Raw genomic sequence first — 25,884 nt, 5'->3', positions numbered from 1 at the left:
CGTTTTCGCGCAGCTTTATATCCCCACGCGCTACACTCATCCTGTAGACCAAAACAACGCAAGGGGGACGTATGCTGCGCATCGCGACCATCGGCACATCCATGATCACCGACGACTTTATCCAGGTCGTCAATGCCAACGACCAGGCTGTATTCGTAGGCACGCTCTCGCGCAACGCCGAGCGCGGCGCCGCCTTTACTGCCGAGCACGGCGGCGAACGAAACTTTACTTCACTTGATGAGCTTGCAGCAGCCGCCGACGTCGACGCCGTCTATATCGGCAGCCCAAACGCACTTCACTACGAGCAGGCCCTTGCCTGCATCGCCAGTGGCAAGCACGTCATCGTCGAGAAGCCCTTCTGCGTCACCGAGGCGCAGGCGCTGGAAGTCTTCCGCGCCGCCGAGGCGGCGGGCGTCGTAGCCCTCGAGGCCATGCGCCCGCTCCATGACCCCGCTTTCCACGCCATCGAGGACGCCCTGGGCGAGATTGCGCCCATTCGTCGCGCCTCACTGCGCTTTGGCAAGTATTCTTCACGCTACAACGAGGTTCTCGCGGGACGCGCCACCAACATCTTCGACTGCCACATGGCCTCGGGCTCCCTCATGGATATTGGCGTCTACACCGTCGAGCCCATGGTCGAGATCTTCGGCATGCCCTCCGGCCTTACGAGCATGGCTACTCTGCTCGACCCCACCACGCAAGAGCTAACCCATGGCCCCATCGATGGCTGCGGTTCCATCCTCGCCAGCTACGGCGGTGGCCGTATCTCCGTCGAGCTCGCGCACTCCAAAATTACGAATGACCTACTGCCCTCGCAGATCGAAGGCGAGCGTGGCACTATCCAGATTGACCATCTGTCCACGCCCCGCAACGTCCGCATCGACTATCGCGGCGATGTCGTACGCGGCTCGGCGACCGAGGCGCCGCGCGAACAGAGCGACAACGGCCGCGTGCTCGACCTGCCCAAATCGAGCAACACCATGGAATACGAACTCGCAGACTTTATCACCGCCATCGGCGGCATCGATAACGTCAAGGAAGAGATTTGGGAGACCCCGGCGGGACGTCACGAGCTTGGCCACTATCGCGATGTCACGCTTGTCTCGCTGCGCATCATGGATGCCGTGCGCCAACAGACCGGCATTACCTTCCCCGCCGATTCTGTCAAGCAGGCCTAGCGATGGGTATTTTCGACAAGCTTTTCTCGGGCGTCGCCGGCGGCAGCCGCGAGCCCCAAAAGCCCTCTGGCGTCGAGCTCGAGCTGCACCGCAGGCTTACTGTGCTCGCAAGCGACGAGGCCACTCAAGACACTCCCCTGCGCTATTTCCTGCGCTGGGAGGGACAGGTCCAAGGCGTTGGTTTTCGCTTTACCAACACCAACCTCGCGCAGGCACGCGCACTCACCGGCTGGGTGCGTAACATGGAAGACGGCTCAGTCGAGATGGAGATACAGGGAGCTCCAGCAAACATCCTATCTCATCTCGAGGCGCTTCATGCCTCCTACGAGCGCATGGGAACGCGTTTTCGCCTCGTAGACGCCCAGGTCCGAGCCCCACTTACCAATGAAGACAGTTTCACTCCTCATTATTAGTATTGTGTGCTAAATACGGTATCATTTACCTACGTCCGTTAATAGAAAAGAGGCGAGGCGCATGGCGGTGCAAAGAAGGAATACTAGGCAGCGAAAGCTAGTTCTTGATGCCGTGCGCCAAAGCTACAACCATCCCACCGCCGATGAGATCTACAACGCTGTGCGCGCGCAGGATAACAAAATCAGCCGCGGTACGGTCTACCGCAACCTCAATCTCTTGGCCGATGCCGGGGAGATTCTCTCGATTAAAACGCCGGGCGGCAGCCGCTTCGATCGTGCCATCGAGCCGCATGCACATATCATCTGCACCTCGTGTGGCCGCGTCATCGATGTGCCGCTCCCCTTCAATACCCAGCTCGACGCCAGGGCATCCGAACAAATCGGATGGAGCGTCAGCTCGCACTACACCATCTTCGAAGGCCTCTGCCCCAACTGTAGGTAGATTTTGGGACATGCCTTAAAATCAACTTTTCACCGATTGCGGCAAAAGGAAGATTTCCAGGCATGTCCCAAATGTCTACTCAGCAAGTAGGCGACGCAGCTCTTCTTCGACCGTGCGCACGTAACGGACGCGGTCGTTGATACCGCGCATGCTGGGATTGCAGCTCTCCATCAGATAGGGATGGCCCACCACGTTGAGCATGTCGCGGTCGTTTTCATTATCGCCAAACGCCATCATTTCGTTAGGTGAGATCCCCAGCGCACGACCATAATCGGCAAGCGCGGACCCCTTGCCCGAATCAAAGCCGATAAAGTCGGTCCATTCGGTTCCCGACGTCATCACATCGACCCGGTCGCCAAAGCGACGGACGAAATACTCCAGCGCCGCCGGCTGCTCTGTCTCGGGCGTTTGAAACGCGATCTTAATGACGTCCTCGTCGATGTCCTCGGGGCGGTCGACCACCGCCACATCGCAATGGACCTCGTAGCGCAAATGGTCGACGAATGCATCGTTGCCGCTCATGGTGTAGAGGTGCCCCTCGCAGGAAAGGGTCACGTCGGCATGGGGATACGCAACCACGGCATTCGCAATATCCATAGCAAGGTTACGCTCCATGGAACGCTTGACAACGGCACGCCCCTCGCTCATCACGAGGGCTCCGTTTTCGCATACATAGGCGAGCTCATCGGCCACCGGGGCAAACAGATAGCGCAAGCTCGCATATTGACGGCCGCTCGCCGGCATAAACACGATGCCACGACGATGCAGCTCATCGATGAGCTCAAAGGCCTCGGAACGCGGCTCGCACTCCCCCGGATGCAGCAACGTGCCGTCCAAATCGCATGCAATCAGCTTGATTCCCTCAAGACCCATATGCTTTCCCCCACAGCACCTCATCAACAGCAAGACGGACTTTGAATAGCTGCCTCTCAAAGTCCGTCTTGCTCATACGCACGTTAACCGCGCGCCTTTTTTACGATCGTAAAGTCGGGAGCCATGCTCACAACGGCATACGCCGCACTCGACGCAAAGCGCCGGTCCGTATCGAGTTCACGGGTAACCACCGAGAGCATAACGCCCTCGACGCCCCGGAGCATGCGGCCCAAAACAGGCTGCACCGGCGTATACATGCGCACGGTATGCTCGTCCGAATCGCCTCGGAAAAGCGGCGCGTGCATATTGCCGATCTCCCAGCACGCATGCGCGAGCGCAATCGGATCCATGCGGTCGACTTCGACCAAATAGACCTCGGCGCTGCGCAGGCGTACGACAACCGCCACGGGCACCATGCCCGAACGGTCGATGGCGAGCACGTCGCCGTCGGCAAGACGACTGCCGTCGGCAGCATCTAGCCGAACATCGACCGTGCGCCCCAGCTCCGTCACGCCCGCAAACGCGCATACATCAGCCTGGTCCCAATCGAGCAGCAGCTCGTCAACTTCAAAGATGCCACCCAGCTCCCGACGAAGCAGGAGTTCATAGGACGGATCGTTGAGATTTCCCAAGCATGTCGTCGAAACCAAGCGTTCAGGCATACTCTAATCCTCGACCTCGACGAGCTCGATATCAAAGTTGAGATCCTTGCCGGCCAGCTCGTGGTTAGCATCGAGCGTCACGGCCTCGGGCGTCACATCGATGACAACGGCAGGAACAGGCATGCCGCTCGGCGTGGACAGGAAGAGCTTCATGCCCTTCTCGATCTGCTCGATGTTGGGAACCTGCTCGGCCGGGAAGGTGATAACCATCTCGGGATTGTGCTCGCCGTAGGCATCGGCAGCAGGAATGTGCACGGTCTTCTTCTCGCCCACCTGCATGTCGACAACGGCGGCATCGAAGCCCTTGATCATCTGACCGGCACCGCAGGTGAACTCCAGCGGCTCGCCGCGATCGTAGGAGCTATCGAACTGCGTGCCGTCGTCGAGCGTGCCGCGATAATGAGTCTTGACCTTCTTGCCCTGGTTGGACATGGAAACCTCCGTGATAAGGGCGGCACACAAAGCGGGCCGCCATGAACGTATGGCGCTAACTATACCCTAGTCATACAATTCGAAGACAGTTTGCAAAGAAACGCTGCAACCGGAGGAACCATGGCATATCCCGTATTTGACTTGCACTGCGACACCGCCGACCGCATCGGCTGGGCCACACTCGATCTCGACCTGCGCTTTACCGCCGGAACCGACGGTTATTTCCCCGGCGACGAGACGCATCCGCAAGATTTCGACCTCATCGAGGGCAACGCCTGCGCCATCTCGCTCACAAAGATCGGCAACACACCGTGGGCACAGTGCTTCGCCACGTTTGTCCCCGACGAGATTCCCTCCGCCCACGCCGCGCGCTTCCAGGCGCAGATCATGGCGCATATGAGCGGCCAGGCCATGCTCAACCACGATCGCATGGTCAACGTGCGCAGCGCCGCTGACATTCGCCCCGCGCTCAAGGACGGCAAGGTCGCCTGCATCCACACCATCGAAAACGCCACGTTCTTTGCCGAGGACCCCGCACTGATCGAGGTGCTCAAGAGCTTGGGCGTACTCATGTCATCACTCAGCTGGAACGCGCAGGGGCCGCTCGCGAGCGGACACGATACCCACGCCGGCCTCACCGCCGCCGGCATCGAGGCACTTACGCAGATGGAGCACGCCGGCATGGTGCTTGACGTCTCCCATCTCAACGATGAGTGCTTTGACGAGGTCGCCGCCCGCGCCACGCGTCCCTTCGTCGCCAGCCACTCCAACTCCCGTGCGGTTTGCGGCGCCAAACGCAATCTTACCGACGACCAGTTCCGCACCATTCGCGACATGGGTGGCATCGTCGGCCTCAACTACTGCAGCGAGTTCCTTTCCAACGACGCAACCGACAAGACCGCCGCAGACGTCACCTTCGATCAGCTGGCGGCACATATCGAGCACTGGCTCGACCTGGGCGGCGAGGACGTCATCGCGCTCGGCGGCGACTGGGACGGCGCCACGGTGCCCGCTTTCCTCTCCGATGCCAGCAAGATGCCCGAGTTCCAGAACATGCTCTCCAAGCATTTTGGCAAGACCGTGATGCAAAAGCTCTGCAGCGACAACGCGCTTGCCTTCTTTGAGCGTTATTAATTTCACATCCCTTGAGCGGGCCGGCATGCCGAACGGTCGACATGCCGGCCCGTCCCCAATCTGAAGGACCGCTTTTGACGCAGCAGTTTACGATTTCCGTATCCCGACCGGATAGGATGCCCATCCCCGTCGTCGTTACCAAAAAGCGTGTCAAGAACTTCAACCTACGCGTCACATCGAGCGGTGAGGTCCACGCAAGCGCACCGCTCGGTGCCACCCGCGAGCGTATCGAAGCATTTGTGAAGCGCAACAGCGCCTGGATTATCAGCCGACTTGCCCAGCGCGAGCAACGTCAGGCGACGGAGCGAGAGCCGCTCAGCCCCTCGTCCATCATTGCGCTTTGGGGCAAGCCCATCACGGTACAAGATGCGCTCGATCACAACTTTGCATCACCCGCACCGCGACCCAAACAGGCCACCTTCGCAAGTTTTATGGGTACCGACGAGCCAAGTGGGCGCGCGCAGGCAAAGCAGCGCACGGCCCTCGACGGCCTAACGCCCGATGAGCTCCAAGCCCGCATCGACCAGCTCTATACATCCGAGGTCACCACGGCGCTGCGCGATATGGTGCGCACATACGAAATCGCAATGGGTGTCGCCGCTTCCCGCGTTTCCGTGCGCAGCATGAAAACGCGCTGGGGCTCGTGTACGCCCAAAACCGGTGCCATTCGCATCGCACGCGAGCTTGCCGCCTACCCCGTCGAGTGCCTTGACATGGTTGTCGCCCACGAGCTCGTCCATTTGCTCGAGCCAAGCCACAATCAGCGGTTTCACGCCCTGCTCGACACGTACTGCCCCAACAATAGAGCTCTGTCGCAGCGGCTCAAGCAGCCACCCATAGAGACGTATTAGAACCGGTTAGCGCACGCGCTCGATCTCGACACCGCAGCTTGCCAGGGGAAGACCGACGGGCGCCCAAGGCTTATCGAGCTTAACACGCACGCCGAGCAGCAGAGGGTAACGACGTAGCAGCATCTGGGCCACGCCCTCGGCTGCGGCCTCGATGAGCTTAAACGTATGCTCGCGCAGATAGCCATCGACATCGTGGCACACCGAGCCGTAATCAATCGAGGCATCCAGGTTATCGTGCTCCCCTGCTGCACGCAGGTCGGCATAGAGCACCAAGGACACGATGAACTTCTGGCCCAGGGCGTTCTCCTCGGGATACACGCCGTGGTTGGCAAAGATCTCAAGACCTTCAACGGTGATGCGATCGGCATGGCACAGATCGTCATAGCCCACGTGGGGCACCGCCGTTGCGGTGGATATTTCGCCCCTTCCACGGCGGGCGAGCTCGGCGCCTTCAGTCTTGGTTGCATTCTCGGGCAGTTTCTTGTTATCCATCGCGATCGTCTCCTTCGTTTAGAACCCCGACCGCGCAAACCAACTACACGCGAATCGACAGGTTCTTTTTATCATCGCTCCAGTTGCAGGCATTGCGCGCGGGGCATGCAAAGCAGGCGCGCGACGCTTTGTCGGCTGCATAGAGCAGACGCTCAAGCGGTTGGCTGTTCACGCGCAGCTTTCTATGGCCTAAAATGGCCGTCTTAATGGCCGCGGCATCGGCCGGATCAAATGCCACGTCATCGGGCATGCCGCCAAGAATCGCATCAGCGACGCGCTCGCTTGCAACATCATGGGATATACCCGATTCATACTGTTCATCTTTGCCGATATCGTGAAGAAGTGCCGTGGCGTAGATGACCTCGCGGTCAAATTCGAGCTGTTCCTCAAGATTCTTAATCCACATAATGCGCGCGACATCCAGCAGATGGTCAATACCGTGGCGGCAAAAGATGCGCCCCGATTCCAACTGTGCAATGTTGCCCAGGTGCCGCCGGAACAGCCCGTTGGCACAAATGTAATCAATGCGAGGCATGGCGCCAAAGGGAGTCAGGCCCGAAGCCATAAAGCCGCGACGCGGCGTCCCCTCATCGGTCTTCGATGTAAAGTCGTTGACGACTCTCATGGTTAGCGGCCCAGCATCCTAAAGAATCGCTCCTCGAGCGCGGGATCGGTCTCAAAGACACCGCGACGAGCAAGCGTTACGGTCTTGGTACCGGGCTTTTGCACGCCGCGCATGGTCATGCACATATGCTCGGCTTCCATCAGCACGATCGCCCCTTGGGGAGCAAGATATTCCATGAGGGCATCGGCAACCTGCGCGCACAGCTGCTCCTGCAGCTGCAGACGACGGGCATAGACCTCAACCGTGCGAGCAAGCTTAGACAGACCCGCCACGCGACCGTTAGGGATATAGCCGATCGCAGCCTTGCCATAAAACGGCAGCAGATGGTGCTCGCACAGCGAGTAAAACGTAATGTCGCGCTCGATAACCAAATCGTTCGAAGCGACGGCAAAGGTTTTGGACAGGTGCTCCTCGGCACTCCGGCCCATACCGCCGGCAATCTCGCCATACATACGGGCGACGCGTGCCGGGGTCTCCAGCAGGCCCTCACGAGTTGGGTCCTCGCCTATACCTTCAAGCAGCAGCTTAATAGCAGTCTCGACTTTTTCCTGATCGACCATCTGGGCCTCACTTTTTTCGATTTCGCGTTCGCGCTATGGTACCACGCTGGCACGCAACCTCTTCCAGCTACATAGTATGGGTCGAATAGACCGGATCGTCCCGCCAAAGCTCCACAGCGTCGCAAAGCGCAACGCCCTCGCGCGCAGCACGAGCGCGCGTGGCGTTCATGTCGATCACGCGCTGATTGCTCGAGCCCCTAAAGCGCAACGAGATATCGTACAGATCTTGAACGAACGGACCGTCTACCAGCATGTCGAGGCAAGCAAGGATACGGTCCGTCACGTCGGTATGGTGACGGCCGCCCGGCATTAGTTCCTCGAGCACGTCACCGGTAAAGCACCAAATGGTCTTCCCAGACTCCACAGGATAGGTCGCACGCACGCGTTCGATAAAATCAACGAGCCCCGCCTGGTTCTCGGGTTCCATAGGCTCCCCGCCCAGAATCGTCAGGCCATCAATAAAGGGATGATCAAGACTCTCGATGATTTTGTCCTCGACGGCACGATCGAACGGTTCACCCGCGGCAAAGTCCCACGCGACGGAGTTAAAACAATTCTTGCACCCACGACGGCACCCACTCACAAACAGAGAAGTACGAACGCCTTCTCCATCAGCAATGTCGAAATACTTAATGTTCGCGTAGTTCATAGGTAACCTTCCTGGGGGTCTGGAGCATATCATCCCGTCCTCAAACATTCTCGGCCTTCGGCCTGCGAAACTGCGGGCGGGACGATATGCTCCAGATCCCTCGCGAGCGACACTCGGTGAACGAAGCGAACATCGAGTATGGGGTTCGAGGCCCAATAAAAACTGGGTTGTGGCTCAACCGCCATCGCAAGTAAATCGCAGCTGCAGCTCGAATTATTACCGCTAAGAACTTCGAGGAGTGAGCAGGCCGCATACTGCATCTCAGCTACATCAACTTGGCTGCCCCGTAGCGAGGCCCCGGACCTTTGCTCGATATGAGCTCCGCACGAACAGGAGGCGCCAGTGGCGCCTCCGTCGTGAGCCAGGACTGTCCGAAATAGCGAGTAAAGGTCCGGGGCCTCGCTACGGGGCAGCCTGGGGTGGTTATTAGAGATGCAGCACGCGGTCGCGGATCTCCTCGGTTCGACCCTGGTTCCAGAACTGGGTACCGATGTAGCCGCACGTGCGACGGGCGACATTCATCTTCTCCTGGTCACGATTGCCGCAATTGGGGCACTCCCACACCAGTTTGCCATCGTCCTCGACAATGCGAATCTCGCCGTCATAGCCGCACACCTGGCAGTAATCGCTCTTGGTGTTGAGCTCGGCGTACATGATGTTGTCGTAGATGTACTGCATTACGCGAATGACCGCCTTGAGGTTGTCCTGCATGTTGGGAACCTCAACGTAGGAGATAGCACCGCCCGGCGAAAGCTGCTGGAACATGCCCTCAAACTTAAGCTTGTCGAAGGCATCGATCTCCTCGGACACGTGGACGTGATAGCTGTTAGTAATGTAGCCCTTGTCCGTCACGCCCGGGATAATGCCGAAACGGCGCTGCAGGCATTTGGCGAACTTGTAGGTCGTCGACTCAAGCGGGGTGCCGTACAGCGAGAAGTCGATATCGCTTTCGGCCTTCCACTCGGCGCACTTGTCGTTCATGTGCTGCATGACGGCCATGGCAAACGGTGTGCCCTCCTTCTCGGTGTGGCTGTGGCCCGTCATGTACTTGACGCACTCATACAGACCGGCGTAACCCAGGCTAATGGTGGAATAACCGCCCACGAGCAGCTTGTCGATCGTCTCGCCCTTCTTAAGGCGCGCCAAGGCACCGTACTGCCAAAGAATCGGCGCAGCATCCGAAAGCGTGCCCATCAGGCGCTCATGACGGCACAACAGGGCGCGGTGGCACAGCTCAAGGCGCTCATCGAAGATCTTCCAGAACTTGTCCATGTCCTGATGCGAGCTCAGCGCAACATCGGGCAGGTTGATGGTCACAACACCCTGGTTAAAGCGACCATAGTACTTAGGCTTGGTCGGGTCATAGTTCAGAGCGTTGGCGACATTGTTAAAGCCGTTGCCCGAACGGTCGGGCGTCAGGAAACTGCGGCAACCCATGCAGGTATAGCAATCGCCGTTGCCGGCGGTCTCGCCCTTAGACAGCTTGAGCTCGCGCATCTTCTTCTCGGAGATGTAGTCGGGCACCATGCGCTTGGCGGTGCACTTGGCGGCGAGCTTGGTCAGATAGAAGTACGGCGAATCCTCGCGGATGTTATCGTCCTCGAGCACGTAGATGAGCTTGGGGAACGCCGGGGTGATCCACACGCCGGCTTCGTTCTTAACGCCCTCATAGCGTTGACGAAGCGTCTCCTCCACAATCATGGCAAGGTCGTGCTTCTCCTGGGGCGTACGGGCCTCATTGAGATACATAAAGACCGTCACGAACGGCGCCTGGCCATTCGTGGTCATAAGGGTCACGACCTGATACTGAATCGTCTGGACGCCGCGACGAATCTCATCGCGCAGGCGTTCCTCAACGACCTCGCGAACCTTCTCGGCAGATGCCGAAACACCGAGCTCCTCAAGCTCGCGAGCAACCTCGCCGCGAATCTTTTGACGGCTCACCTCAACGAACGGGGCGAGATGGGTCAGCGAAATAGACTGACCGCCGTACTGGGAGGAAGCAACCTGGGCGATAATCTGCGTCGCGATGTTGCAGGCGGTCGAGAAGCTGTGCGGCTTCTCGATCAGCGTGCCCGAGATAACGGTGCCGTTCTGGAGCATGTCCTCCAGGTTCACCAGATCGCAGTTGTGCATGTGCTGGGCAAAGTAATCCGAATCGTGGAAATGGATCAGGCCCTCATTATGGGCATCCACGATCTCCTGGGGCAGCAGCACGCGTTGGGTCAGGTCCTTGGAAATCTCGCCGGCCATATAGTCGCGCTGAACGGAATTGACGGTCGGATTCTTATTGGAGTTCTCCTGCTTAACCTCTTCGTTATTGCACTCGATCAGCGACAGGATCTTGTCGTCGGTCGTGTTCTTTTGGCGCTTCAGGCTCTGAACATAACGATAGATGATGTAGCGGCGAGCGACCTCGTAGCAGTCGAGACGCATGATCTCGTCCTCGACCAGATCCTGGATCTCCTCGACCGATACGGTATGGCCGGCCTTCTCACATGCCTCGGCGACGTTTTGCGCCGCGTAGATCACCTGGCGGTCGGTAAGACGAGAGCCCTCCTCGACCTCCAAGTTGGCGGCGCGAATCGCATTGACGATCTTATCGATGTCAAAGGCAACCTCGGTGCCGCTGCGCTTGATGATCTTCATCCTCTTGCCTCTTTCGCGTCGTAATCCCATTGCGCTTCAGAGCCAAACGATGCCTGGCAGGGCTTGTCCCTGTCTTGCGGCGCCGTCGCGCAATCTGTGCTCTCGATAAACCATAGGTCCTCATGCGGACAATCCTCGCGGCCGATCAAGCGGCTCAAAGGCGTGTCCAAATGGGACGAACAAGGTCTTCGTTCTCTGTCCGCCATCTATCATACGACAAAGACGCCTCTATATCCTGTATTCTTTTTTTAGATCAAACACAACATATAGTGTTTCAGCAGGTCAAAGCAATTGGTCATTTTACAGACACATTAATTATGAGGGTTTCTCGGCAAGTCGGTAAAACGTTACCAACGCGGCTACCTGCAAGGCAGTTATAAAACCCCCTAGTCAAGCCGCCGACAAATCCTACCAAAACCAAGCCGCTCACGCGAAAAGAATCCAAAAGATTATGCTTGACCAACATGTTGCGGTCGAATGCCGGCGGACGGAGCGACGGGGCTGCAAACGCTCGGAAGACTACAGCCCCGGCACCCCGTCCGCCGGCATTCGATAGGCGAGGAGCTATTACCTCTCTTCGCGAGCTATCATGCGGCCGAGAGCCGCTGTAAAGGGATCGAGCAGCACGCCGGCGATAACCACAAAAGCCCACCCCTTTGTGACAAGGCCCGCCCAGCGCGCGAAGAACGTACGGCCTTCAATCGTTCCGAATCCTCCCTGGAAGGCAATCTCGCCAAAACCGATCACCATAAAAGATTGCACGGGGGTCAACCATGGAAACGCGGGCGACGTGCACGGTTATGATCAAAATAATCATCTCCCACGAGACCAAGAGGCCAATAACGACAAATTATGCTGGGCAGCAAATGCAACGTGAAAAAGCGACCGAGGTCGATAATTTGACGGCATATTATGTGTGTTTATAACAAAACAGTCCAGAAGCAAAGCCTCTGGACTGCAAACATTTGGTGGGCGTTACAAGATTTGAACTTGTGACCTCTTCCGTGTCAGGGAAGCGCTCTCCCCCTGAGCTAAACGCCCAAATGGAGCGGACAACGGGGCTCGAACCCGCGACCCCAACCTTGGCAAGGTTGTGCTCTACCAACTGAGCCATGTCCGCTTACGAGGATTAATCTTACGTGATACCCGCATCCTATGCAAGAACTTTTTTTGAAAAGTTTTGCGACGCCCTCGCGAACCTCACGAAGACATCAACCACCTCAAAAAGGCCGAGCTCCTCACCCTGATACACGTATGCCGAGCCCGGAAGCGCCAGCTCAAGCAAAAGGGCCGCCCGCGCGCGGCGCTCGCCGAGTTCACGGTCCTCGTCATAAGACGACCCGTCGCGTAAGAGCCAGTCGAGCGCAATCTGGTGGTAGCGCGTCGCCTTGATTTGCAGCAGGGCATAGCGCGTCGCCACTCGCGATAGATCTCGTGGACCTCGTTGCGGTCCCACAGCGGATGGGTGCCGTCGTCAACCATGTCATCGCCCTCGGCGAGATGCCACCGGTCGAGGTCATCGCGGTCGAGGTCCTTGGCGAGACCGTGCGCCACATCAATGCGAAAGCCATCAACGCCTCGATCGCTCCAAAACGTCAGGACGTCGCAAAAGAACGCATGAACCTCGGGGCATGACCAGACAAAGTCCGGCCGCTCGGGCGTAAACATATGCAGCTACCACTGACCGTCCGCAGCACGCGTCCAGGCGGGGCCGCCAAAGTTGGCATTCCAATTGGTGGGAGGCAGCTCGCCATGTTCGCCGCGACCATCGCGGAAGATATAACGGGCGCGCTCGGGCGATCCGGGGCCGGCGGCAAGAGCGGCTTTGAACCAGGGGTGCTGGTTGGATGAATGATTGGGCACGATGTCGACGATGACCTTGATGCCGCGCGCGTGAGCCGCAGCGACCATGTCATCGCAGTCGTCAAGCGAGCCGAGACGTGGGTCGACATCGCAGTAGTCCGCCACATCATAGCCACCATCGACAAGAGGCGATGGGTAAAACGGGCTCAACCAGATGGCCTCGATGCCCAGCCGCTCAAGATAGTCCATCTGCTGGGTAATGCCCACGATGATACGCCCAAAGCTGATATTCGCGGCAAACAACGCCACAGCCACGCCCCAAGACGCTCGCTCCCTCTCGGGTTCGAGCCTCTGCAATGGGTACGAAAAAGCCCGGCTACCGTGGTAGTCGGGCTGTTGCGCTTGGAGCGGACAACGGGGCATCCGCGTATCCGCTTCGCGGATCCGCACCGGCTTCGGCCGCCTGCCGGCGACCTCGCCAGCTCGCTACAAACGCTCCGCGTTTGCTTAACGCTCGCTCCCTCTCGGGTTCGAGCCTCTGCAATGGGTACGAAAAAGCCCGGCTACCGTGGTAGTCGGGCTGTTGTGCTTGGAGCGGACAACGGGGCTCGAACCCGCGACCCCAACCTTGGCAAGGTTGTGCTCTACCAACTGAGCCATGTCCGCATATGTAAAACAAAACGGGCGCCGGAGCGCCCGGATGTTGCCTGGAGGCGAAGCCCGGATTCGAACCGGGGGTAAAGGCTTTGCAGGCCTCTGCCTTACCACTTGGCCACTTCGCCGAAAAAGGACCGTTAAGAACGGTCCGGAAATGCAATGGAGCGGACAACGGGGCTCGAACCCGCGACCCCAACCTTGGCAAGGTTGTGCTCTACCAACTGAGCCATGTCCGCTTGCGGGTTATTAATTTACGCGAGTTATCCAAAAGACGCAAGTACTTTTTTCAAAAAAGTTGCCCAAAGCAAGTTCACGCAGGAAAATCATGTCAACCCAAGGCGCTAAGCGCACGATTCCAATGCCGAGCTAAACAGCTTCACCATCCGAACGCGTGTGCCGGCACCATCCGTGCGACGGGCAACCTCCACATTATCGACGAGCATGCGCATAAGCTTGATACCGCGTCCGCGTTCCTCGGATGCCATCGGTTCGCTCGCCCCATCGATAGAATAGCCAGCGCCTCGATCAAGCACCTCAAGCACAACACGGTCCCCATAGGCCTGAATCGTCAGGATGCAGCCAACACCGCCCGCATGGTCATATGCGTTACCCAATGCCTCCCCCAACGCTAATGCGACGTCATAGCGCTCATCACGCCTCAGGGGAAGCGATTCGAGAAGCTCGGCCACACGGTGCCGATAATACGGGAGATTCTCGATGCCTCGCTGCACCTTGACGCTCTTGCTCCATCGCGGCAACTCCCCCACCGGAATGGCGGGAATCGACTCCCGCACCGGACCCGCAACATGAAGGATGTCGACAAGTCGGGCAATCTCCAAAAAGCGAACGACCTCATCGGAGGCGTTAACAAGCGAAAGCAGCCCTTCTCGTCTCATAAGCTCTCTGGCACGCGTAAGCAAAAACGCCAAACCCGTCGAGTCGATAAAAGCCACGGTCTGGCAATTGATGACAACACGGCGCACGCCCCGGTCGATTAAATTATCCAACCGTCGGCGCAGCTCGGGCACCGAGGCGATATCGATATCGCCCGGTGGCGTCAAAACCGCTATGTCATTCCACTCATTCATGCGACCATGGTTCCCCAAAAGAGCTCGCTCGATGCACACTTTTCTGCAACCGTTAGGATTCTGTATGCCCAACGTCGCGACCTACGATCGACCCCGTAAAAACTCAAGGGACACCAATGCAATGTCATCGTCCAGCGCCGAGTCGGTAAAGCGGTCAAGCTCGCCCAAGACCTTACCGCAGATGCCCGATACGCCCTCACCCGAAACAGAGAGTAGAAGGTCGCGCAGGCGTTGCTCGCCAAAGAAAGCACCCGAGCGGTCGCGTGCTTCGATCGTTCCGTCGGTATACATAAACAGCATGTCACCAGGATCGAACGTAAACACGCCCGTCTCGTACACCATGCTCTCAAAGGCACCGATCACGCCCGATTGGCACCCAAGGAGCTCCACTTCTCCCCCGCAGGCCTCTCCTCCGCCATGCGGCGTCGACGACGGCCTAATGACCATAGTGGGAGGATGTCCCGCAGAGCAATAGGTAGCGCGGCCCGCTTTAAGATCAATCTTGGCGATAAACGCCGTCACAAACGTCTCGACCCTCGAAAAGCCCATGAGCATGCTATTGAGCGAGCGGGCCATGCGAGCGGGTCCCGCACCCTCCCAGGCATAAGCCGTCAACGCCGTCTTGACGAGCGCCGACATCGACGCCGCCTCAATTCCTTTGCCGGAGACATCGCCCAATATCATAACGGCGCAATCGTCGGGAAGACGGACTAGCGTATAGAAGTCACCACCGACCAACGCCGAATTCGTTGCCGACAGGTATACCGAATCGGTTGCGATGCCCGGAACGTCGCCTAGCGAATTTCTCATGCCAATCTGAAGCGTCTGAGCGATATGACGCTCTTCACGCTTTTGAGACTCGCCCTCATAGATCAGCTCAAAGTCGTGTGCCAAATGCACCATGTAGTCGTATTCAAGGTCGTCGATTGGCTCCTGACTGCCATCACGGAGCAGCAAAACGCGCCTCGTCGGTCCCTTGGCGATATCAGCGGGCACGATTGCATCGTTGCTTCGCGTACCATCCGCCTCCGAGTGGCAGCGCCCCGCCTCGATACCGGAGTCGACATAAAGTCCCTGACACGGCAGGCCGTGGGCTCTCAACCATGCGCCCATAGTCGTGGATTCGTCCACGCGCGTAAGGCGCACGTGCTTGAGGTCGTCGGCGCTCGTCCCACCCAGCACCGATGTCTCAAATCCATCGGAAATTGCCCCCAGGCGCGCCGCCGGCGTCGTGACAGAAAAGAAGAGTGACTCCGGATCGCCCGGCAATGCCACACGACTGCCGCCTTCAAAATCGATGACATAGGTTTCGAGGCCCGCATCATACTCCACGGGGCAGAAATGACAACTGAGCACAGCGCAGATTTCGGTCGATACCGCACGCGAGGCGGCAATAGGATCATCGAGATAGGCAAACAACTCATCGCGCAGCACGTTGAGAGAACGGCCAAGCTCTGCCGTGCGACGTGAACGTAGACTCGATGCCATGCCGACTAGTTGGATGGAGAGATAATCGCAAATGACCTCGAGCACGTTGACATCATAGGCAAGCGGCGCCTGCGGACGTTTCCAACCGACCTCCAACACACCGAGCACCTGAGTGCCATAAAACACGGGAAGACATATCTCGCTGCGGTATGGAGGCATATCTTGCATGCGTAGCAGGTGCTTAGAACGATTGTCCAGGTCCATGAACATACCCGAGGCAATCCTATCGCCCTCAAGGTCCTGCTGAATCGACAGGCGGCAGGCACGAGACTCACGGAGCACATACGTCGGGATACCCGCACCATACGGCATAAACTCGGGCAGGTAGCTGTCATACAGCTCCTTGGAAACACCGCGAAGCTTAAAACCGCCGCTCTCAGAAAAATAGATGGCAGCACCCGAGGCATCGAGGGTTCCTACAAGCTGGTTCAAAACGGTATCCAACAAACTAGGCAGCTCATCGGAGCCCACCGTGCTCATAATGACCGACAACGTGCCCGAGAGGCGCTTATTCGCCACTCTGAGCTCCGAAAGCGCACGCTTGAGCTGACGGTCATGCGAATACTGCTCTTCGATACTATGGAGCGCCACGAGAACACGCGGCGCACGGCGGCCAAAGATACGAGGCGGCGTAACCGAGCCGGCACAAACTAGGACGGGAATAAAGGAGCCGTCACTGAGCTTAAGCATCAACTCGCTCTCGGTACCATTGGTCTCAAAAGGAAGACGATGTTCTGTCGCGCGTTCAAATGCTGACGAGTACAAGAGATCTTTAACGTCCCCGTTGATCACATCGGAACGTTCCTCGCAGATCAAGTCGAGCAAGCGATTGTTTACATGCAAAATGGTTCCGTCGAGCTCGCAGATAATGACAGCATCGCTCGTAATATCGACCAATTGGGCAACGTCAACCCACTCATTGCGCTCAAGCGTTTCCATCGTGAACCTCACCGTCTATCGGTAACAAAAAAGCCTCCGAAGAGGCTTCTCAAATGCGATGGTGTCGGAGGCGGGACTTGAACCCGCATGACCAAAAAGCGGTCACTAGCACCTCAAGCTAGCGCGTCTGCCAATTCCGCCACTCCGACATGCTATATTGTTGATTCGCAGTTCGTTTTGTTGGACCCGCGCTTTCAACGAGGAAGATAATAACCTATGATTCGAGAACTGTGCAAGCACTTTTTTCAAAAAAGTTTACGAATTTGAAAATGCGCAGGTAGATCTATATGTCCGGGCCGGAATGGGGGCAACTTCCCAACGCGTCCTCGGGCATGCGGTACATTTTGATTCGCGCTTCGCGCTACAAAATGTACCGCCCCCTGCGGAATGCGTTGGGAAGTTGCCCCCATTCCGGCCCTACAGCCACATACTCCAAGTACGATTCTCAAACATATACTGGGGCTGATGCAAATTTGGTGGCTCGGCTTTGCCGAGCCCTTATATAAGGAGGCCGGAGCTAAAGCTCCGGCCTCGCTATCTTTCCCATTAGATTAAGTGAGCGATCAGGGAACCGCATTCCACCTGCCGAGTTGCCGCAGGGCCTGCCCTGGTGTTGCTTTTCAGAACATTCCGCAGGACGGAGGAAGCCCCGCAGCGCGCAGCGCGCAGCGGGGCTTCCGACATGTCCGAGGACGTTCTGAAAAGCAACACCAGGGCAGGCCCGAACGATAACAACCGACTACAGGTCGATGTGCGATTCCTTGATCGGGAACGGCTCGGCGAAGTGGCAGGCGCAGCAGTGGCCCGGAGCAACTTCCCTAAACTCGGGAAGCTTCTCGGAGCAGATGCCCTGCGCGATCGGGCAGCGCGTGTGGAAACGGCAGCCAGTCGGCGGATCCAGCGGTGACGGCGGATCGCCGGCGAGGATGATGCGCTTACGGGACTTTTGGATATCCGGATCGGGAACCGGCACGGCAGACAGCAGCGACTGCGTATACGGGTGGTGAGGCTCACTATAGAGCGTCTTCCAGTCAGAAACCTCGACCACCTTACCCAGATACATAACGGCAACGCGATCGGAGATGTGCTGAACGACGGACAGGTCGTGGGCGATAAACAGATACGCCGTACCAAACTTGTCCTGCAGTTCCTTAAGCAGGTTCAGAACCTGGGCCTGAATGGACACATCCAGAGCGGATACCGGTTCGTCACAGATAATCAGCTTGGGCTTCAGCGCAAAAGCGCGGGCAATGCCGACACGCTGACGCTGGCCACCCGAGAACTCATGAGGATAGCGATTGATGTGCTCGGGGTTCAGTCCGACAACGTCGAGAAGCTCGCGGACGCGCTCAATGCGCTCCTCCTTGGTTCCCACGCCGTGAATGGTCATGGGTTCGGAGACGATCTCGCCAATGGTCATGCGAGGATTCAGCGAGGCATAAGGATCCTGGAAGATAAACTGCATCTCGCGACGCATATCCTTGATCTCATGCTTGCTCATTTCGGCAACATCTTTACCCTGGAAGAACACCTTACCGGCGGTCGGCTTGGTCAGGCGCATGATGGTGCGACCCGTAGTGGACTTACCGCAACCAGACTCACCAACCAGACCAAAGGTCTCACCAGGATAAATCTCAAAAGAGATGTCGTTTACAGCAGAGACGACGCGCTTGGAAAAACGCTTGGCGAACATGCCGGACTCTGCGGGGAACTCCTTAGAGAGGTGCTCGACCTTCAGCAGCGGAGTGCGCTCGTTATTGTCTGCCATTTACGCCTCGCCTCCCTTCTTGGAATCCTTACGCGTGCGGGACGTCTCAGGGGCGTTCTTGAGAAACTCGGGGTCACCGGAATAATGACACGCAGAATAGTGGCCGGACTCGGTGACAAAACGCTCGGGGCGCTGCTTGCGGCACTTATCGGTCGCATAGGGGCAACGAGGCGAGAACACGCATCCCTCGGGCAGGTTCATGAGCGAAGGCGGGTTGCCGTGAATCGGCGTAAGCGGCTTCTTCTCATCGATGGCCTGCTCCGGGATGGAGCGAATCAGGCCCCAGGTATAGGGGTGACGGCTCTCGTAGAAGATTTCCTCAGCAGTACCGAACTCGACGGGACGGCCGGCGTACATAACCATGATCTTGTCGGCCATATCGGCGACAACACCCAGGTCATGGGTAATCATGATGATGGCGTTGCCGTTCTTCTCCTGCATTTCCTGCATAAGCTCAATAATCTGAGCCTGAATGGTAACGTCCAGGGCAGTCGTGGGCTCGTCGGCAATCAGAATATCGGGATCGCAGGCAAGGGCCATGGCAATCATGACACGCTGACGCATACCACCAGAAAACTGGTGCGGATACTCATTGACGCGTTTCTCGGGCTCGGGAATGCCAACGAGGTCCAAAAGCTCGGTGGCGCGCTTGAGCGCCTCCTGCTTGGAGTAGCCGCGGTGCAGACGAAGGCCCTCACCCACCTGCTTGCCGATCTTATAGACCGGGTTCAAGGAAGTCATAGGATCCTGGAAGATCATCGCGATATCGTTGCCACGAATGTGCTGCATCTCTTCCTCGGTCATCTCGAGGATAGAACGTCCGCGATAGCGAACGTCACCGCCCTCAATCTTTCCCGGAGGCATCGAGATAAGACCCATGATGGTCATGGCGGTCACGGACTTACCGGAGCCGGACTCACCGACGACACCCAGGGTCTCGCCACGATCGAGCGTGTAGGACACACCATCGACAGCGCGAACGACGCCATCCTCGGTGTGGAAATACATCTTAAGGTCATCAACCTCGAGCAGATGCTGGCCCTCGGGAACCGGCTGGTCCTTCAGGTCCACATAGTTCTTGTTCTTCTTCATCCTTATGCGTCCTTCATCTTGACGTCGAGGGCGTCGCGCAGACCGTCACCCAGCAGGGTGAAGGCGAGCACCGTCGAGAGAATTGCCAGACCGGGCATGATCATCATCCAGGGAGCAGTCAGAAGATACTGCTGGCCGTCCTGAATCATGGAGCCCCACGAAGGCGTAGGCGGAATAACGCCCATGCCGAGGAAGGACAGAGCGGACTCGGTCAGAATGGCGCCACCAATGTTCATAGTCGCGTAGACCACGATGGAGGCAACGGAGTTCGGGAAGATGTGACGCACGACGATACGAGCATCAGATGCACCCATCGCGCGCGCGGCGTCAACATAGTCGTTTTCCTTGACCGTCAAGATCGCGGATCGGAAGACGCGCGCAATCGAAGGCCAGCCAAGAATACCGATGGCGATAAAGACGTTCTGAAGACCACGGCCGATAACGGCGATCATGGCGACAACGAACAGCACGTACGGGAACGCAAGGAAGATGTCCGCACAGCGCATGATGATCGTATCCCAGATGCCGCCGTAGAAACCGGCCAGAGCGCCCATGACCAGACCAATCACCGTGGAGATCGCAGTGGCCATAATGCCGACGGACAGCGAAACGCGTGCACCGTAGATAACGCGGACGAGAATGTCACGGCCAAGGGAGTCGGTGCCAAACGGGTGCTCTGCACACGGAGCCAGCAGCGACGTCTCGGCCATGGTGGTCGAGTCGGAAGCCGTCGGCGAACCGAGCCAGGGCTTAGCCCACAGGTCGGCGGTCAGGGCAACCACAACGACGATGACAATCCAGCAGACACCGATAACGGCGAGCTTGTTCTTACGAAGACGCTTAAAAGCGTCGCCCCACAGCGTGCGGGACTTGGCGGGAGCAGATGCGGCCTTGGTGGCGGTAGCCTGCTCCTGAGACTGAGAATCAGTTTCCTGCATGAGACGTACCTCCCTTAGGCCTTATCCGACGGACCGCCAAGGCGGATGCGCGGGTCGAGGAATGCATAGCTAATGTCGACGAGCAGGTTGATCACCATGACGACGACGACGATGAGCGTAACGCCGCCCATAACGATGGGCCAGTCGCGCATGCTAATGGCGCGATAGACCTCATAGCCGATACCGGGCCAGTTAAAGACCGTCTCGGTCAGGATGGCGCCCGAAAGCATACCGCCAAAGTCGACACCAATATAGGTAACGACGGGGATGAGTGCATTCTTAAGCGCATGCTTGATGATGATCGCGCGATTGGAGAGGCCCTTGGCCTTTGCCGTACGGATGTAATCCTGGTTCATGACATCGAGCAACTGCGAGCGCATGATGCGGGCAGCATAGGCGGTCGAAACCGAAGCAAGCGTGATGGTCGGAAGCACATAGTGCATCCAATCCTGATACTGAGAGCTAGCACCGCCGGCACCCGAAATCGGCATGGAGAATGCGCCGCCGGTGGCATCCTTGAGGATGACGCCAAAGAACAGCTGCAGCAGCATACCGAGCCAGAAAGCAGGAACGGCAACGAGGATCGACGTGGTCAGCGTTACCAAAATATCCCAGAAGGAGTAACGCTTTACCGCCGAAATGATACCCGCACCGATACCCATGATTGCCTCGAGTACGATGGCGCACGCGGCAAGTTTGACCGTATACGGATACTTTTGGGCAAAGATATCCGTAACCGGCAGCTTGCGCTGATAGGAATTACCCAGATCGCCATGAAGCAGGCCGTTCATGTAATACAAGTAACGGTCCACGAGCGACGTTTGAACGGGGTCGCCGTTCTCGTCAAGGATCGCGTTGCCGTCCTCGTCCGACTGGACCAGGTGATAGCGCACGCGAAGCTGAAGCTCCACCTCGGGGGACAGAGCCTTGTCTCCACCGATCAGCTTGATCGGGTCTCCCGGCACGATATTCTGGAGGGCGAACAGAATCAGCGTAACGCCCAAAAATACCGGGATGAACTGAAGCACACGTTTAACGATGTACTTACCCATACCACTCCCCTATCTAGGGATTAACCTAAATGGGATGCCGATCGCCAGACCGGCATCCCAAAATTACCATCAGCCAGTTTACCCCAGGTTAGGGGGAACTGTATGTTTCCCATGAGGTCTACGTAAAAACTTGACCCTCACCAAAGCTGCAAATCTTATGCGAGCTCAGCGGTACCCAGATCAGCATGCTTCTGCGGATCAACATAGAGGTGCTTGATGCGGTCGGAACCAGCGAGGGTGTGCGTGTAGAACATCAGCGGGATGACCGGGCAGTCAGCAGCGACGATTGCGTCGGCCTCCTGCATCTTAGCGACGCGCTCTTTGCCGTCAATCGCGGTACGGGCCTCGTCGACCTTGGCGTCGAACTCGGGGTTGTTGTAACCAGAACGGTTGTCGCCACCGAGGGAGTCGGAGTGGAACAGCGGATACAGGAAGTTGTCCATGATCGGGTAGTCGGCAATCCAGCCCAGACGACCGAACTGATAGTTGAGGTTCTGATACTGTTCGAGCAGGGCAGACCACTCGGGGGTATCGGAGACGGCGGTAATGCCAACCTTGGCGAGGTCGCCGATGATGGACTCCATGATCTCCTTGTGGCCACCGTCCTGGTTGTAGGACAGAGTCACGTTAATGCCACGGTCACCGTTGGCGTCGGCAGGAGCAACCTTGTCGAGGTACTCGTTAGCCTTGTCGACGTCATAGGCGCAGAACTCCCATGCGCCCTCCTTGTAGCCATCGATACCCGGAGGAACAATGCCGTCAGCGGGGGTGCGGGTACCCTTGAAGATGGTCTTGCAGATGGCCTCGCGGTTGATGGCCAGGGAGATGCCCCTGCGCAGATCGGCGTTGTTGAACGGCTCGGCCGTGGTGTTGCAAGTCAGATAGTAGGTGGAAGGCTCGGCACCGAGCAGCATGCGCTCGCCGTCGCTCATGGTGTAGCCATCCTTGGACTCGCCACGGTCCTTCTTGGCGGCATCGATCTGAGCAACGGGAACGTCGCAGACGTCGAGGTTACCGGCCTGGAACTCCTTGTAAGCAGTCTCCATGTCCTTGATGACCTGGAAGTGGATGCCATCGATCTTGGCCTTGTCGCCATAGTAATCGTCGAACTTCTTGAGGTTGATCTCCTGACCATCCTCCCACTTGCCGTCCATCATGAACGGGCCGTTACCAATCGGGGCAAGGTAGAAGCTCTTGGCATCGGACTCGGCGCACTCGGGAACCGGGGCCAGAGCCGGGTGGGTGGCGACGAAGGGGAAGTCGGCGTAAGCGGAAGACAGCTTGACGACGAGGGTCTCATCGTCAGGGCAGGTAACACCGGTGAGCTCGGTAGTGTTACCGGCAAGCAGATCGTCATAGCCCTCGACCATGGAAAGGTGATAGGAGACCTCGGAAGGACCATACTCTTGAGCGACAGCGGACTTGGTGCTGACCAGACGCTCCCAACCGAGCTTAAAGGACTTGGAGGTAACGTCATCACCGTTGTGGAACTTGGCCTTCTTGATCTTGAAGGTAAACTCGGTGGCGTCGTCGTTGGCCTCGAAGGACTCGCAAGCCAGCGGAACGATCTCGCCCTTCTCGGCGTCATAAGAGGTCAGAGCGTCAAAGAGCTGGTACTCGACCTGAGTGCCCTGGTCCTCCTGGACATTGTAGGGGTCGATGCAGACCGGGTTATTGATGTAGAAGTTCAGCGTCGAACCGGACTCAGAACCGGAAGCGTCGCCGCCCTTCTTGCCGCATGCGGCAAGAAAAGCCATGGAGCTCGCAGCAAGGGTACCGCCGACAAAGGCGCGACGACCCATAACGGGCTGGTGGAACATAGAATCAGCCATGCCATCCTCCTTATGAGATAGGACAAAGAAATGTTCAGTCGGACATATGTCGAGACAATCCGATCCGAACTATCGAAACGCCGCCCGTTGCTATGGCTGGTTATGCACAACAGGCCAACGTTTTCAATACAGTAGCGCATTTTATGCACGGTTTGGGGCTAATTCCGGTTAACGGTCGAGAATTTCTTTAGTTGGGCGCAGTATGTGGTGATATTCTGACTCTGTTACAAATATGTAAACAAAAAGGGTCCCGCACTTGCGGAACCCTTTTCAATTATTTTATGCGGCTCGTGCTTAGTAGCCCACGATGCCCTGCGGGAAGAAGAACATGCACAGCACGACGCACACGGCAAACACGACAGCCATGATGACGGTCAGGCGGTCAAGGTTCTGCTCCATAACGCCCGTGGCAGAGCTGGAGTTATACAGCGAGCTGGCGATCATATCCGAAACGCCGGTGCCCTTACCGGAATGCATCAGGACGAGAATCGTCAGCGCCACGGCAGAGACAGCCCAAACTACAAACAGCAGAATCTGAAACGGACCCATAGAGAAGCTCCTTAATAGAACAATTCAAACTCCAGTACTGTACCACAACCCCCGACACTCCCCACCTGCCATTTGGGGACGAGGTAGAAATGGCAGAAATACCAAAAAAGGGGGTTGCCCGAATATGGTCAACCCCCTTGCAAAGAAACGCTTGGCGTTTTCTCTTAGGCCTCGGTCGCGAGTACACGGCCCGTCATCTCGGCGGAAGGCTCCAGACCAGCCATAGTGAGCATAGTCGGAGCGATATCGGAAAGTCGACCGTCCTCGATACCGGTGAGCTGTGCCTTCTCATCAACGATGATGAACGGCACGCGGTTGGTGGTGTGAGCCGTAAACGGATGCTTGGAACCGTCGGAAGCAACGTCAAACATGTGATCGGCGTTGCCGTGGTCGGCGGTAATCAGCGCAAAGCCGCCCTTAGCGAGAATCGCCGGGACAACCTTGGACAGGGCATCGTCAACAGCCTCGACGGCCTTAACGGCCGCGTCGAAGACACCGGTGTGACCAACCATGTCGCAGTTCGCGAAGTTCACGATGTAGAAATCAGCGCGGTCCTCGTTGATGGCAGCGACGAGCTTCTCGGTAACCTCGGGAGCGCTCATCTCGGGCTGCAAATCATAGGTAGCAACCTTGGGGGAAGCGACGAGCACGCGCTCCTCGCCCTCCTTGGGCTCCTCGATGCCGCCGTTAAGGAAGAACGTCACGTGGGCGTACTTCTCGGTCTCGGCGGTGTGCAGCTGCTTCAGGCCATTGGCTGCGATTACGTCGGCCAGAACGTTCTCGGGGAACGTCTTGGGGAAGGCGACCTCGACGTCAAACGTCGGATCGTATTCGGTCATCGTCACAAAGTGCGAGAGCTTGATCTGCTCGCGCTCAAAGCCGTCGAACTCCTTGTCCGTGAACACGCGGGTCATCTGACGAGCGCGGTCGGGACGGAAGTTGAAGAAGATGGCCGCGTCGCCCTCGTGGATACCCTCGTTGTGGGCAGCGAACGGCTCAACGAACTCATCGCCGCGCGGATCCTTCTCGTAGTAGGCCTTGATACCGGCAACGGGGTCGGTATCGGCATCGGACGCATTGACCATGACGTCGTAGGCGCGCTCGATGCGCTCCCAACGGTTGTCGCGGTCCATGGCCCAATAACGGCCCGAGACGGTAGCAACGCGAGCGTCGCAACCAGTCTCCTCGGAGATCTTGGCCAGGAAGGCGCAGAACTCGCTCATGTAGCCGGCACCGGACTGCGGATCGACGTCGCGGCCATCCATAAAGGCGTGAACGCGAACGGTCTTAATGCCATACTGGGCAGCCATCTTGACCAGGGCCTCGACATGGTTCATGTGAGAATGAACACCGCCGGGGCTCATGAGGCCCATGAGGTGCAGGGTCTTGCCCTCGGCCTTGACGTCATCCATAGCCTTGACGAAAACCTCGTTCTTGGCGATGGAGCCGTCCTTGATGGCGTTATTGATGCGCGAAAGCTCCTGAAACACAATGCGGCCGGCACCGATGTTAAGGTGACCCACCTCGGAGTTGCCCATCTGGCCGTCGGGAAGGCCCACGTCCTCGCCCGAAGCACCGAGCGTGGTGTGAGGATACTTCTCATACAGGCTATCGAGGAAGGGCGTCTTGGCGGCAGCGACGGCGTTCTCGCCGTCGGCCGGAGCCAAGCCGCAGCCATCCATGATGATTAGGAGTGCAGGAAGATGACGCTGTGCCAT

General features: G+C 57.8%; 24 protein-coding genes, 6 tRNA genes and 1 pseudogene. 5 read left to right on the top strand and 26 right to left on the bottom strand.

Going from position 1 to position 25,884, the window contains the following annotated elements; all coding sequences use genetic code 11:
* Positions 1-71 precede the first annotated feature (71 nt).
* The 3 genes from ACQRAP_RS02845 (at position 72) to ACQRAP_RS02835 (ending at position 2,033) form a co-directional block, all read left to right on the top strand.
* Positions 72-1,178, top strand: coding sequence for a Gfo/Idh/MocA family protein (locus ACQRAP_RS02845; RefSeq protein ID WP_427794844.1), 1,107 nt, complete (start codon positions 72-74; stop codon positions 1,176-1,178).
* A 2-nt stretch (positions 1,179-1,180) separates the two neighbouring features.
* Positions 1,181-1,591, top strand: a complete 411-nt coding sequence (locus tag ACQRAP_RS02840; RefSeq protein ID WP_427794843.1) for an acylphosphatase — start codon at positions 1,181-1,183, stop codon at positions 1,589-1,591.
* Between the two features lie 61 nt (positions 1,592-1,652).
* Positions 1,653-2,033, top strand: coding sequence for a Fur family transcriptional regulator (locus ACQRAP_RS02835; RefSeq protein ID WP_427794842.1), 381 nt, complete (start codon positions 1,653-1,655; stop codon positions 2,031-2,033).
* 75 nt (positions 2,034-2,108) lie between these two features.
* Here ACQRAP_RS02835 and ACQRAP_RS02830 read toward each other — a convergent pair whose 3' ends face one another.
* From ACQRAP_RS02830 to ACQRAP_RS02820, 3 genes are all read right to left on the bottom strand, one after another.
* Entirely contained in the window at positions 2,109-2,906 is a 798-nt protein-coding gene (locus ACQRAP_RS02830) for an HAD-IIB family hydrolase (protein ID WP_427747975.1), read from the bottom strand.
* A gap of 83 nt (positions 2,907-2,989) precedes the next feature.
* Positions 2,990-3,568 (bottom strand): urease accessory protein UreE, encoded by a 579-nt coding sequence (locus tag ACQRAP_RS02825; RefSeq protein ID WP_427794841.1) that lies wholly within the window; start codon positions 3,566-3,568, stop codon positions 2,990-2,992.
* 3 nt (positions 3,569-3,571) lie between these two features.
* The gene (locus tag ACQRAP_RS02820) at positions 3,572-4,000 is read right to left on the bottom strand and encodes an FKBP-type peptidyl-prolyl cis-trans isomerase (RefSeq protein ID WP_117640821.1); all 429 of its coding nucleotides are present in this window, start codon (positions 3,998-4,000) and stop codon (positions 3,572-3,574) included.
* A 120-nt stretch (positions 4,001-4,120) separates the two neighbouring features.
* On the opposite strand from ACQRAP_RS02820, the gene ACQRAP_RS02815 reads away from it, so the two are divergent.
* Together ACQRAP_RS02815 and ACQRAP_RS02810 are read left to right on the top strand one after the other, a co-directional pair.
* Positions 4,121-5,134 carry a dipeptidase gene (locus tag ACQRAP_RS02815; protein WP_427794840.1) on the top strand — a complete coding sequence of 338 codons (1,014 nt, stop codon included), beginning with the start codon at positions 4,121-4,123 and terminating at the stop codon, positions 5,132-5,134.
* Positions 5,135-5,208: 74 nt separating this feature from the next.
* Positions 5,209-5,985, top strand: a complete 777-nt coding sequence (locus ACQRAP_RS02810; RefSeq protein WP_427794839.1) for a M48 family metallopeptidase — start codon at positions 5,209-5,211, stop codon at positions 5,983-5,985.
* A 6-nt stretch (positions 5,986-5,991) separates the two neighbouring features.
* On the opposite strand, the gene folB is transcribed toward ACQRAP_RS02810, so the two are convergent.
* The 23 genes and pseudogenes from folB to gpmI form a co-directional block, all read right to left on the bottom strand.
* Complete coding sequence (gene folB, locus ACQRAP_RS02805) at positions 5,992-6,477, bottom strand: dihydroneopterin aldolase (RefSeq protein WP_427727762.1); 486 nt, start codon at positions 6,475-6,477, stop codon at positions 5,992-5,994.
* 43 nt (positions 6,478-6,520) lie between these two features.
* The gene (locus ACQRAP_RS02800) at positions 6,521-7,102 is read right to left on the bottom strand and encodes an HD domain-containing protein (protein WP_195838586.1); all 582 of its coding nucleotides are present in this window, start codon (positions 7,100-7,102) and stop codon (positions 6,521-6,523) included.
* Positions 7,103-7,104: 2 nt separating this feature from the next.
* Positions 7,105-7,662, bottom strand: a complete 558-nt coding sequence (gene folE, locus ACQRAP_RS02795; RefSeq protein ID WP_427718613.1) for a GTP cyclohydrolase I FolE — start codon at positions 7,660-7,662, stop codon at positions 7,105-7,107.
* A gap of 67 nt (positions 7,663-7,729) precedes the next feature.
* Positions 7,730-8,311 (bottom strand): anaerobic ribonucleoside-triphosphate reductase activating protein, encoded by a 582-nt coding sequence (nrdG, locus tag ACQRAP_RS02790; protein ID WP_427727760.1) that lies wholly within the window; start codon positions 8,309-8,311, stop codon positions 7,730-7,732.
* 426 nt (positions 8,312-8,737) lie between these two features.
* On the bottom strand, positions 8,738-10,960 hold the full coding sequence (gene nrdD / locus ACQRAP_RS02785; protein WP_427718616.1) for an anaerobic ribonucleoside-triphosphate reductase: 2,223 nt from the start codon (positions 10,958-10,960) through the stop codon (positions 8,738-8,740).
* A 567-nt stretch (positions 10,961-11,527) separates the two neighbouring features.
* Complete coding sequence (locus tag ACQRAP_RS02780) at positions 11,528-11,722, bottom strand: hypothetical protein (RefSeq protein WP_427794838.1); 195 nt, start codon at positions 11,720-11,722, stop codon at positions 11,528-11,530.
* Between the two features lie 204 nt (positions 11,723-11,926).
* Positions 11,927-12,001 (bottom strand) — tRNA-Val (locus ACQRAP_RS02775).
* Positions 12,002-12,004: 3 nt separating this feature from the next.
* Positions 12,005-12,080, bottom strand: a tRNA-Gly gene (locus ACQRAP_RS02770).
* A 33-nt stretch (positions 12,081-12,113) separates the two neighbouring features.
* Complete coding sequence (locus ACQRAP_RS02765) at positions 12,114-12,380, bottom strand: hypothetical protein (RefSeq protein WP_427794878.1); 267 nt, start codon at positions 12,378-12,380, stop codon at positions 12,114-12,116.
* A gap of 101 nt (positions 12,381-12,481) precedes the next feature.
* Positions 12,482-13,012 (bottom strand): annotated as a pseudogene (locus tag ACQRAP_RS02760) (alpha-amylase family glycosyl hydrolase); the annotation flags it as partial.
* Between the two features lie 341 nt (positions 13,013-13,353).
* A tRNA-Gly gene (locus ACQRAP_RS02755) sits at positions 13,354-13,429 on the bottom strand.
* A gap of 42 nt (positions 13,430-13,471) precedes the next feature.
* Positions 13,472-13,545: transfer RNA gene (locus ACQRAP_RS02750), tRNA-Cys, on the bottom strand.
* A 35-nt stretch (positions 13,546-13,580) separates the two neighbouring features.
* Positions 13,581-13,656 (bottom strand) — tRNA-Gly (locus ACQRAP_RS02745).
* 105 nt (positions 13,657-13,761) lie between these two features.
* A complete protein-coding gene (locus tag ACQRAP_RS02740) occupies positions 13,762-14,508 on the bottom strand; it encodes an anti-sigma factor antagonist (RefSeq protein WP_154517428.1) in 747 nt (248 codons plus the stop codon).
* Positions 14,509-14,589: 81 nt separating this feature from the next.
* Positions 14,590-16,935, bottom strand: a complete 2,346-nt coding sequence (locus tag ACQRAP_RS02735) for a GAF domain-containing SpoIIE family protein phosphatase (protein ID WP_427747981.1) — start codon at positions 16,933-16,935, stop codon at positions 14,590-14,592.
* 59 nt (positions 16,936-16,994) lie between these two features.
* Positions 16,995-17,084, bottom strand: a tRNA-Leu gene (locus ACQRAP_RS02730).
* A gap of 590 nt (positions 17,085-17,674) precedes the next feature.
* Positions 17,675-18,703, bottom strand: a complete 1,029-nt coding sequence (locus ACQRAP_RS02725; protein WP_154517434.1) for an ABC transporter ATP-binding protein — start codon at positions 18,701-18,703, stop codon at positions 17,675-17,677.
* Entirely contained in the window at positions 18,704-19,795 is a 1,092-nt protein-coding gene (locus ACQRAP_RS02720; RefSeq protein WP_154517437.1) for an ABC transporter ATP-binding protein, read from the bottom strand. It abuts the gene before it with no gap.
* Between the two features lie 2 nt (positions 19,796-19,797).
* Positions 19,798-20,733 (bottom strand): ABC transporter permease, encoded by a 936-nt coding sequence (locus tag ACQRAP_RS02715; protein WP_427718631.1) that lies wholly within the window; start codon positions 20,731-20,733, stop codon positions 19,798-19,800.
* A gap of 14 nt (positions 20,734-20,747) precedes the next feature.
* Entirely contained in the window at positions 20,748-21,785 is a 1,038-nt protein-coding gene (locus tag ACQRAP_RS02710; protein ID WP_427728782.1) for an ABC transporter permease, read from the bottom strand.
* Positions 21,786-21,940: 155 nt separating this feature from the next.
* Positions 21,941-23,617 (bottom strand): peptide ABC transporter substrate-binding protein, encoded by a 1,677-nt coding sequence (locus ACQRAP_RS02705; protein WP_427794836.1) that lies wholly within the window; start codon positions 23,615-23,617, stop codon positions 21,941-21,943.
* Between the two features lie 294 nt (positions 23,618-23,911).
* Positions 23,912-24,166: a preprotein translocase subunit SecG gene (gene secG / locus ACQRAP_RS02700; RefSeq protein WP_006236144.1), complete on the bottom strand. Its 255-nt coding sequence runs from the start codon at positions 24,164-24,166 to the stop codon at positions 23,912-23,914.
* Between the two features lie 164 nt (positions 24,167-24,330).
* On the bottom strand, positions 24,331-25,884 hold the full coding sequence (gene gpmI, locus ACQRAP_RS02695; RefSeq protein ID WP_304212185.1) for a 2,3-bisphosphoglycerate-independent phosphoglycerate mutase: 1,554 nt from the start codon (positions 25,882-25,884) through the stop codon (positions 24,331-24,333).

The sequence above is a fragment of the Collinsella sp. SGI.180 genome (assembly GCF_050313455.1).
GTDB lineage: Bacteria > Actinomycetota > Coriobacteriia > Coriobacteriales > Coriobacteriaceae > Collinsella.
This window is presented reverse-complemented; position numbering and strand designations above follow the sequence as displayed.

Bases quoted from the DNA above. Each gene is read 5' to 3' on its own strand.
- ACQRAP_RS02845 (WP_427794844.1), top strand. From the start codon at position 72: ATGCTGCGCATCGCGACCATCGGCACATCCATGATCACCGACGACTTT.
- ACQRAP_RS02840 (WP_427794843.1), top strand. From the start codon at position 1,181: ATGGGTATTTTCGACAAGCTTTTCTCGGGCGTCGCCGGCGGCAGCCGC.
- ACQRAP_RS02835 (WP_427794842.1), top strand. From the start codon at position 1,653: ATGGCGGTGCAAAGAAGGAATACTAGGCAGCGAAAGCTAGTTCTTGAT.
- ACQRAP_RS02830 (WP_427747975.1), bottom strand. From the start codon at position 2,906: ATGGGTCTTGAGGGAATCAAGCTGATTGCATGCGATTTGGACGGCACG.
- ACQRAP_RS02825 (WP_427794841.1), bottom strand. From the start codon at position 3,568: ATGCCTGAACGCTTGGTTTCGACGACATGCTTGGGAAATCTCAACGAT.
- ACQRAP_RS02820 (WP_117640821.1), bottom strand. From the start codon at position 4,000: ATGTCCAACCAGGGCAAGAAGGTCAAGACTCATTATCGCGGCACGCTC.
- ACQRAP_RS02815 (WP_427794840.1), top strand. From the start codon at position 4,121: ATGGCATATCCCGTATTTGACTTGCACTGCGACACCGCCGACCGCATC.
- folB (WP_427727762.1), bottom strand. From the start codon at position 6,477: ATGGATAACAAGAAACTGCCCGAGAATGCAACCAAGACTGAAGGCGCC.
- ACQRAP_RS02800 (WP_195838586.1), bottom strand. From the start codon at position 7,102: ATGAGAGTCGTCAACGACTTTACATCGAAGACCGATGAGGGGACGCCG.
- folE (WP_427718613.1), bottom strand. From the start codon at position 7,662: ATGGTCGATCAGGAAAAAGTCGAGACTGCTATTAAGCTGCTGCTTGAA.
- nrdG (WP_427727760.1), bottom strand. From the start codon at position 8,311: ATGAACTACGCGAACATTAAGTATTTCGACATTGCTGATGGAGAAGGC.
- nrdD (WP_427718616.1), bottom strand. From the start codon at position 10,960: ATGAAGATCATCAAGCGCAGCGGCACCGAGGTTGCCTTTGACATCGAT.
- ACQRAP_RS02740 (WP_154517428.1), bottom strand. From the start codon at position 14,508: ATGAATGAGTGGAATGACATAGCGGTTTTGACGCCACCGGGCGATATC.
- ACQRAP_RS02735 (WP_427747981.1), bottom strand. From the start codon at position 16,935: ATGGAAACGCTTGAGCGCAATGAGTGGGTTGACGTTGCCCAATTGGTC.
- ACQRAP_RS02725 (WP_154517434.1), bottom strand. From the start codon at position 18,703: ATGGCAGACAATAACGAGCGCACTCCGCTGCTGAAGGTCGAGCACCTC.
- ACQRAP_RS02720 (WP_154517437.1), bottom strand. From the start codon at position 19,795: ATGAAGAAGAACAAGAACTATGTGGACCTGAAGGACCAGCCGGTTCCC.
- ACQRAP_RS02715 (WP_427718631.1), bottom strand. From the start codon at position 20,733: ATGCAGGAAACTGATTCTCAGTCTCAGGAGCAGGCTACCGCCACCAAG.
- ACQRAP_RS02710 (WP_427728782.1), bottom strand. From the start codon at position 21,785: ATGGGTAAGTACATCGTTAAACGTGTGCTTCAGTTCATCCCGGTATTT.
- ACQRAP_RS02705 (WP_427794836.1), bottom strand. From the start codon at position 23,617: ATGGCTGATTCTATGTTCCACCAGCCCGTTATGGGTCGTCGCGCCTTT.
- secG (WP_006236144.1), bottom strand. From the start codon at position 24,166: ATGGGTCCGTTTCAGATTCTGCTGTTTGTAGTTTGGGCTGTCTCTGCC.
- gpmI (WP_304212185.1), bottom strand. From the start codon at position 25,884: ATGGCACAGCGTCATCTTCCTGCACTCCTAATCATCATGGATGGCTGC.